At 36.2% G+C, this 8,769-nt stretch carries 5 protein-coding genes; all 5 read right to left on the reverse strand.

The genetic code is table 11. From position 1 onward, the window contains the following. Positions 1 to 5 precede the first annotated feature (5 nt). A complete protein-coding gene (locus tag ACVC7T_RS09060) occupies positions 6 to 2,510 on the reverse strand; it encodes a DUF4135 domain-containing protein (protein ID WP_447262826.1) in 2,505 nt (834 codons plus the stop codon). A gap of 83 nt (positions 2,511 to 2,593) precedes the next feature. Next, entirely contained in the window at positions 2,594 to 2,767 is a 174-nt protein-coding gene (locus ACVC7T_RS09065; protein WP_012775117.1) for a type A2 lanthipeptide, read from the reverse strand. Between the two features lie 339 nt (positions 2,768 to 3,106). Beyond that, a complete protein-coding gene (locus ACVC7T_RS09070; RefSeq protein WP_318817499.1) occupies positions 3,107 to 3,403 on the reverse strand; it encodes a DUF5966 family protein in 297 nt (98 codons plus the stop codon). Between the two features lie 13 nt (positions 3,404 to 3,416). Further along, positions 3,417 to 3,716, reverse strand: coding sequence for a DUF5962 family protein (locus tag ACVC7T_RS09075; RefSeq protein ID WP_208563124.1), 300 nt, complete (start codon positions 3,714 to 3,716; stop codon positions 3,417 to 3,419). A gap of 70 nt (positions 3,717 to 3,786) precedes the next feature. Next, the coding region (locus ACVC7T_RS09080; RefSeq protein ID WP_447262827.1) for an SNF2-related protein at positions 3,787 to 8,769 on the reverse strand (4,983 nt) is incomplete at its 5' end.

The following is an 8,769-nucleotide window of genomic DNA, read 5'->3' on the forward strand; positions in this document are numbered from 1 at the left end:
CTCCCTTAGAACCCTAGAGTAATAACAGACCCTCTAAGTGTTTTTTTTCGTTTGAGATAATAGAGAAATCCTGAGATTCCTGTAAATAGCGAAATATCTTTTTTTAGAATATTATTGTGATTGGATTTAAAAATTAAAGTTTTCTCCAATATTTCCAGTCTCTTCTTATGCTCGTTAGAAAGCAAATTATCCTGATTCAATACTTGCAAGAAATCCAATCCTCCTAAAAATCCGTGGCACAAACAATATTCCTCAGTCTCACATAATTTATTCATAAGATAATCAATATTATATAATACTTTATCAAGATATCTAGAGTCGTTACTTATTTTATATAAAATATATTCAGAAACAAGATAACCTGTCAATCCGTTGCACCATCCCGAGCTAGGATATAATGAAACATTATCCTGACTCTCAAAGTACTCAAATCTATTCATAAACTCTGAATTATCTGGTAAAATAAGAGAACATATTTTATAAATAACCTTTATACCGGTAAATCCATGAGCAAATCCTACTTTAAACTGTTCCTGATTTTTTGTTAGTTCTAGAAAAACTTCTCCTAACTTCTTCAATTCAACTACATCTACTAATTCTGGTTTTTTCAAAAATATTAAATAGCTTTGTAAAATTAATCCACCCAAACCATCAATTATATCAAATTCAGTAAAGTCTATATCATGAAGTAAATAATCATCTTTATTTAAAGAGTTATTTAAATTTTTATAAAGCAATAATGAAGCATAGCCATTAATTAAGCCTATATCTTTTGAATTTATAATTTCTTGTTCAATAACTTTTAAATCAAATATTTCTTCCAATTCATCATAAGATAATAGCAATCCCAACTTTCCTTCATATAGTCCCAAATTAGACTCTCCATATATGTAATTACCACTAGAATCTTTCTGAAGAGTCAGTGCATAAGGCCGTGTGACATTAAATATTGATTCCCTTACTAATTTTTTAACATCTAATTCAAGATGATTATTTCTCAATTTAGAAAAATTGTAATTATCAATATTCAAACAAACTCTAAGGAGATTTAATTGATATTGTAAATCTTCATCGGACATACAATTTAACTTAAAATTTACAGAATCGTAAAGACTCATAAGGTATTTTGTATCATTTCTTGAAACATTTCCAAAATTACCAAATGTAAACAATGGAACCTCACCATTAACTAATTGCTCAACTTCAAGCATAATGTACTTTTTTTCATGACTACTGATTACTGGTATTTCTTTTAAGAAGCTTGTTAAAACATTTCTTGTTTTTAGCTCATCCATTAATAAATCTGGCACAGTAATTCGATCAATAAGTGCTGAATATACAGATGTATTTCTTAAGACCAATCTACATAGTAAGGCATTTTTATACCTTAAGACCACTGTTTTTATAATATTATAACAACTTCTCGATCTTGAATAACCAAATATGAATCCAGATTCAATATCACCTAAAAAATTATTAGCAGAAATATGAGATTCATGGAGTAAAGGTAAGAATTCTTTGATATCATTAAATTGGTGTTCTGTCAATTCCAATCGTAATTCCGAACTAAACGGGTTAATTTCTTCAAAAACTTTTTTTACAACTATATTTACTTGACCTATACTGCTACAGTCAAATATTCCATCAAAATTTCGTCTATATTTCATTGGGAGTAAGCCAGTTGAAAAGATGCTTTGTGAAATTCTTCCCTCTATTTGTGACACAGGATTTATTAAAGTTTCAAAATCAATCACATAGGGATGTTCTTTACAAGCAATAATATTTTCATTGTGCATATCATTTCCATTCAACACATACGTAAATGCCAAAAGTACTCCCATATTTCTATAAAATGAATGGATTTGACTTTTATCATGGCAGGACAAATTGTCAATCTTCTCTTGGATCATAAAATTGCTACCAATGAATGTATCAGGAAATTTGAAATACTTAGAATCGAATACTCTACAATTTAATTCATTCAAAATTGGATACAAAGTGTATCCTGAAGTCTTATAAAAAAATGATTTATTTTGAAGTTCAAAGCTGATATTCCTATTACTACCGTGATTGTCTCCCACCATTGATAATATTTTTACACTTATATTTTCTTGCCTTAGATCAAAATTTTCTATAATTTCATTATAATTCTTGGTTAAATTTTTCAAAAAACATTCAATGCTAATTTCATAATTTTCTTTTAAAAGATTCAATCTTCTTTTTAAAACTGGATATTTATCAAGAAAATACAAACCGTTATTAAGAATATTTTTACAAAATTCATTGTATTCACTATATTTTGAATTGGTTCCTTTCCCTATCCTAAATAAATTTATTTCTTGGACCAATACAGGAAGCAGTATTTTTCTAAACTCTTCCTTAAAACTATTAATAATGCTATCAGAAAAAGAGCACACTTCACTAAATTTTGAAGTGGAGAAAGAAAATTCCTCTATTACCTTTGAAATTACTATATCAAAACTTTTTTCCTCTGTAATATTAATTGTCATAGATGTTACCTCTAGTAAAATAAAAGGAAATGTCCTATCAATTATGGCGATAGGACATACATAGTTACAAACTAATTTTTATTTTAACAATTTTTGCATCCAGAGATGAATCCAATATTTACGCAAACATTTGATAAAAAGCCTGGACAGTCTTTAGTTAGAGTCTTAACAAACCCACTACCAGCACCACCAATTAATAATGTAATTTCTTGATCAGTTGCAGTTTGAACATAGATTTCTGGTTTAATATTATTCATTATAAATTCCTCCTTGAATAATTAAATATTTGTAACTATGTTTCCCTATAAGATTATTATAAATCGATTAGTGATGTAAAACATGAGTAAAAAAGGCAAAACTCTATGGTACAAATCCTAAAAATAACGAAACGAGAAAATAAACCTGCAAACTAAATAATTAGTTCTCTTTATTCCTCTTATTAAATTTTGCTTTTTGCTTCTCAAGTTCATCTATTCTGAACTGTACTTTATCTTGAAATATCAGTTCACATTGACTTTCTTCTATGTGTATTGAAAAAAACAAATAATATCTCAAACCAATCACTAGGAATATCAATTCACACATTCCTGATAATCCTAAGATTTAGGTTGCTCTATTTTTAAGATTTTTATAGTAATTATAAACAAGAGAAAGTTATTAAAGGCAATATAAAAACCAGTAAAACTCCAAATACCATTGGTGGCTAAATCTTCTGTATAGAGATACCTTTCCGTAAAGAAGAGGTAGATTCCATAGATTTCAATAAAGACTAAGCCGCTGATGAGTCCGATAAGAATCAAAGCACCTGAAACTTTCACAATCCTATAAAGGACAAGCAACATTAGTCCTATTGCTGCGATAATCAAAAGGCTTTGTAGAATTTGCTCCAACATCTTACACCTCTTTCTAGGCTAATTGCTTGCGATAGTAGTCAGCCTGTCTCTTGTCTAAATCATCAAGTTGGGCAACCAAATCAAGGTATTCTGCCTTCGTCACCTCATCTAGGTCTGGAAAGTCATTCTCACGACTTGTGATGATAAGTTCCAGCTGTCCAGTGATTTCGCGCCTTGAAAAGCTATAATCAAGAGTTTCATCTTCATACTGTTCCTTTAAGTTTTGGTAGTTTGCCCTATCTTCTGGACTTGTATAGCCTTGTGCCAACCATTCTTCAAGTTGATAACGCATTTCTTCTAGTGTTTGGGTCATGATCTATTCTCCTTTTGTGATTTCTTGACTTCATTTTACCGCGTTCATTATTTTTTGTCAGCCTTTTTTCTTATATCTCGAGTGCTATTTGTTGCTTCTTTTGGGGTGTTGTATCTTCACTAAACTTGGCCAAAGCTGCATCTATCTCTTCAATCTCTGCTTCTTTTTCAACCAAGGGAGCCAAGACATCATACTTAGCCTTTACAAGCTGATATTCCTCTTCCTTGGGAAAGATTTTCTCAACTTCAACTTTGGCTACTCGTAGCTTATCTTTTAAATCCTTTACCAGCTCTTGCGTCTTTTCTTGGTCATCTATAATATGGTCAATGGCATTACTAATCCGTTGAATGGTTCCCACGTCTGATTTTAAATCAAGGGCGACAGTATACTGATTATCACCTACAATCATTAAAGAAATGGTTTCTGGTAAGGGCTCACTAGCACCTCGTGTAGTCATTTTCAAATCAAATCCTCTAAAGTTGGCCAGAGTCCGAACTTCCTTAGTTTCTGAGCGGTTATAGGTAATGAGTTTTCGCAGATAGCCCCCAGCTTCAGCACGATTATCCATTGCTTGATTGTCAAATCGCATGACAAAATCTTGCGCCTTTGTTGCCAAAGATTGGGCAATATCTTTATCATATTGACTCAACCGTTTTTCCATAATAGGGAGATGCTTCTCGCTATAGGAAATGGTATGGCGATACTCGTCTTTGGATCGATTGAAGGCTCGTTTTTGATTCTCTAAAACTGTCAGTTCATTTTCCAATTCCATTTTCAGTTTGAGATAGGGGTTACCTGTCGCTAGAGCTTTGAAGTCAGAAGCGGTCATGGTTTGTTCATCAATGTCTTCTGCCGACCGCACAGGGTCTTTTGAGGTCATAATCTGAGTGATATATTTGAGCTTATTCTCCTGTGTCTGCCAGAGGTAATTATCAAAACTCCCTTTGGTAATGTAGTGATAAATATCCACCTCTTGGTGCATATTCCCTTGTCGAATCAGTCGTCCATTTCGCTGTACAATATCAGAAGGCCTCCAGGGAACATCTAAGTGGTGGACAGCTTTCATGCGTGATTGCACGTTTAGACCCGTTCCACCTTTTTCCGTAGATGCCATGAGAATCCGCACTTCCCCACTATTGACCTTTCGTGATAGGGAATTTTTCTTCTCATCGGTATTGGCATCATGCACAAAAGCAATCTGTTCTTTGGGAATCCCTCGATCAACCAGCAAAGCTTTCAGTTCATTATAAACATCAAAACCTTCTTCCTTACTTTTAGGTGTTCCAATATCAGAGAAAATCATCTGAGTAGCCTTTTCTCCTGCTCCTTCAAGGTAGATTCGCTCGACATTATCAACCACTTGAAGGATTTTCTGATTATCTGATAAGGTATAAACAGGGTCAATCAACCGCATATCAATAGCTAGTTTTCTAGCTTCCCCGGTTATCTTTAACATATTATCTCTACTTGGGTCAACACTACCTGACTTGATAGCGTCTGAACGCTCTACCAGTTCTTCTAAATAGTATTTCTGAGCTTGCGTTAACTCGCTTTCCACCGCAATAATCTTAGCTTCAGGTACAGGTAAATCAAGCATATCAGAAGTCTGAATATCGGCGGTTTCCTTGTAGATTCGCATGAGTTCAGGCAAATTGACAAATTTCTTAAACCGTTTCTTAGGTTGGTATTTATCACCTGTCGGGGCTAGTTCCATAGAGTTTTCGATATTCCCAAAAGCCCCAACCCATGAGTCAAAATTGGATACCTGATATCGTTCCAAAACATCGGGCTGAATGTAATTCATCATGGTGAAAAGTTCACTGATGGAGTTAGAAACTGGTGTTCCTGTCGCAAAAACAACATTTCTATCGCCATGCTCTGCCTGAACCTGTCTCACCTTCATCTCCATATCTACGTTCTTTTTTGAAGTGGTATTGGTAATTCCCGCGACATTCCCAAGTCCAGTGATTGGACGGATATTCTTGAAGTGATGAGCCTCATCCACAAAAAGAAAATCAATTCCAAGGTTTTCAAATTCGATAAAGGTATCTCGCTCTAGTTTTTGGAGTTCTTCCAACTGGTGTTCCAATCCCTTAATCGAACGTTCCGCTTCTTTCACCGTGTAATCAGAATCACTTCCTAGCTTGATCTCTCGGAGTTGCTCGAGTTTGTCATTGATATAGGTGACCTGTTTTTCACGACTCATTGGAATTTTTTCAAATTGTGAATCTCCAATGACAATGGCATCATAGTCCCCTGTAATAATCCGAGACACAAACTGCTTACGTTTGGCTTTGGCAAAGTCTTTCTTAGTGGTCACATAGACTTTTTTGGTTGGGAAGAATTTCATGATTTCTTGACCAAACTGAGCAGTCAGACTAGACGGCACCACATAAAGTGGTTTATGTACCATTCCGAGTTCTTTCAGTTTGAATCCTGCCCCAAGCATGGTCAAGGTTTTTCCAGACCCTACCTCATGGGCGAGTAGAGCTCGTTTTTCTTCCACAATCCGTTGAATGGCATTCTTTTGGTGGGGACGTAAGGAGATATTCTGGGCAAGTCCATCAATGGTTAAATGGCTACCATCATAGGACTTTGATACTGTACGATTGTAAAGCCTATTATATGTGTCTTCAATCATTTGTTGGACTTCTGGATACCTTGCTACAAAATCTTGAAAGAGTTCTTGTAGGTGTGTTTCCTTGGCACGCAGGACTGTTGTTTTCTCTACATCCGTCACATTCTTTTTCTTATCCCCTTCGACAACTTGTTTTGTGATGGTTGGTTGATTGGAATTCAGGAGATTTTCAAAGATTTTTCGACCACTATCATAGCGTGAAGCAGGGACACCTAAACTCCTATCTGTTGCGTTGGAATAGGTGTAGGCAAACTTAGATTGGTAAGTGATAACCCCGTCAATGGGACTGACCTCAAGGACTGTCGCTACTTCTTGGTCTGACAGTTCATAGGCTTTCCCCATAAAGGTTTCTTGGGCAAATTTTCCGTAAATAGACAAAGGAATCCAGCGTGAACCGATTCGATAATCAATGTCTGCCAAGGTAATGCGGGCTGGTTTGACCGTTTCTAGTAGCCCTGCATAATGTGACCAGTCAAAGTCCTGATTGTCTTGTTTCACGAATAGGTCCACCACTTCTGACTTGGTAACGACATCACCTGACAGAAAGTCTTGACGAGAAACATAGGTCAATTCTCCATTCAAATACTTCTCAGGATCAGGCATAATGAGGTCACCTAACTCCTCAATCAAGGTCATCTTCGATTCAACCTGATAGATAGACATCATATAAGCAAAATCAACACCTCGTCCGTCAGCCAAGCTGGAATTTAAGGCATCAAGGGCTGTATGTACCTTTTTAACCTCTTTTTCAGGACGCACTAAAGCCTTCTCAAAGGCAAGGGATTTGGTATAGATAACAGACTTTCCACTTGGATCCAGACGTTCATCTTCCAAACTAGCAAGAAGCGAATATTTATCATCACTATCAAAAAGATTGCGGTTCACTGTACTGTTTAAATACCCGTAGCGTTTGACAAAGCTATCATAGGTACGATTGAGTTTGCCTAACAAGTGGTTAAAGGTCTCCTTATCATAGTCATAATAGCGTTGAATGGCAATAACTTCTTGGTAGGCATTGCGAATATCGACCATTCCCTTAATCCGTGCCACTTCTTTCTCAGACAAGGGAGTTTCATAGAAAACTGTCTTTTTATAATAACCCTTAAACTGACCACGTTTGGCTGCATCATCGGTCACATAAACATCTAGAGCAGTGCTATCAGTCACCTCTAAGCTAATAAATCTATCAATCTGTTTTTGAGAATGCTTGGTGTCCCATGCTTTGAAGTTGCCCTCTTCATCGACATAATAACTGATTTCTTCCGTCTTGGTCCCCACTCGAATGCCTTTGTTATCTCGATAGTAAACTGTAGAACCCTGGTAACCAAAACTGTACTGACCCAGATTCTCCCTCATTTCAGCTGGAATGGAAGTATCCATGACTTGTTTGGTCAATATGTCTGGATTAATGATGATTTCATTTCTATCAATCTCTCTTGGGGCTTTTACTTGATGTAGAGCAGTTTCAACACTTGCGATGAGGTTGTCACTAGTCCCCTTAACAGAAAGTGTTCCGCCGTTAAAATTTCTGACCTCGTAGGTTCCTAGCACTTGGCTATTGTATTCTCCATCAAAGTAAGGATTGAGCCAAATGCGACTATCCTTTTCATAACGAATGGAACCTGAAAAGGCTAAGTCATCTGTCACATATCCCTTGTTCAAGTGTTTCTGGAAGAACAACATATCCGTTGTAACATTCGTTCCTGCAATGGCCTTAAAGGTAGAGTCAGGCAATCGAACCCCTCCAAGAAATTCAGTTGTCTCACGAATATCTTGTAAGATGTTTTCTGTTCGCTTATCCATGGTTCCTGTGGAAGAGATAATCGCTACTTGTCCACCATCATGGACCAAATCAAGTGACTTTTTGACAAAGTAGTCATGAATCATATAAGGCTTATCGTACCTGTTATCCGCAATTCGTATATTGGCAAACGGCACATTTGAAATCACCAAATCAAAACTATTGTCGTTAAAAGCCACCGTCTCAAAGCCCTTAATTTCAATATGGCTATTCGGGTGAAGGTGCTTGGCAATGGCTCCTGTAATGGTATCTAGCTCTACGCCATATAGCTCACTCTTTTCTCTTAAGTGTTTGGGCATAGCCGCAAAGAAATTCCCTGTTCCCATGGAAGGATCTAGGATTTTGCCACCTGTAAAGCCGTCTCTTTCCAACTTATCCCACATCTGATGAATCAGGGCAGGGTCTGTGTAATAGGCTGTCAGGGAGGACTGTTTCATATCCGAATACTCTTTATCAGTGACTAGGCTTTTCAGTTCTTCTCGTTCCATAGAAAATTTTGGATTATAGTCATCAAAGAAATCATTGGCAAGTCCACCCCAGCCCACATACTTGGCAAGGAGTTCTTGTTCACTTAATGAAGCATTGCGGTGCTCTACTTCTAGATTTTTTACCAA

It is taken from the genome of Streptococcus sp. P25B114 (assembly GCF_053010325.1).

Coding starts and splice junctions, on each gene's coding strand:
- ACVC7T_RS09060 (WP_447262826.1), bottom strand. CDS start 2,510: ATGACAATTAATATTACAGAGGAAAAAAGTTTTGATATAGTAATTTCA.
- ACVC7T_RS09065 (WP_012775117.1), bottom strand. CDS start 2,767: ATGAATAATATTAAACCAGAAATCTATGTTCAAACTGCAACTGATCAA.
- ACVC7T_RS09070 (WP_318817499.1), bottom strand. CDS start 3,403: ATGTTGGAGCAAATTCTACAAAGCCTTTTGATTATCGCAGCAATAGGA.
- ACVC7T_RS09075 (WP_208563124.1), bottom strand. CDS start 3,716: ATGACCCAAACACTAGAAGAAATGCGTTATCAACTTGAAGAATGGTTG.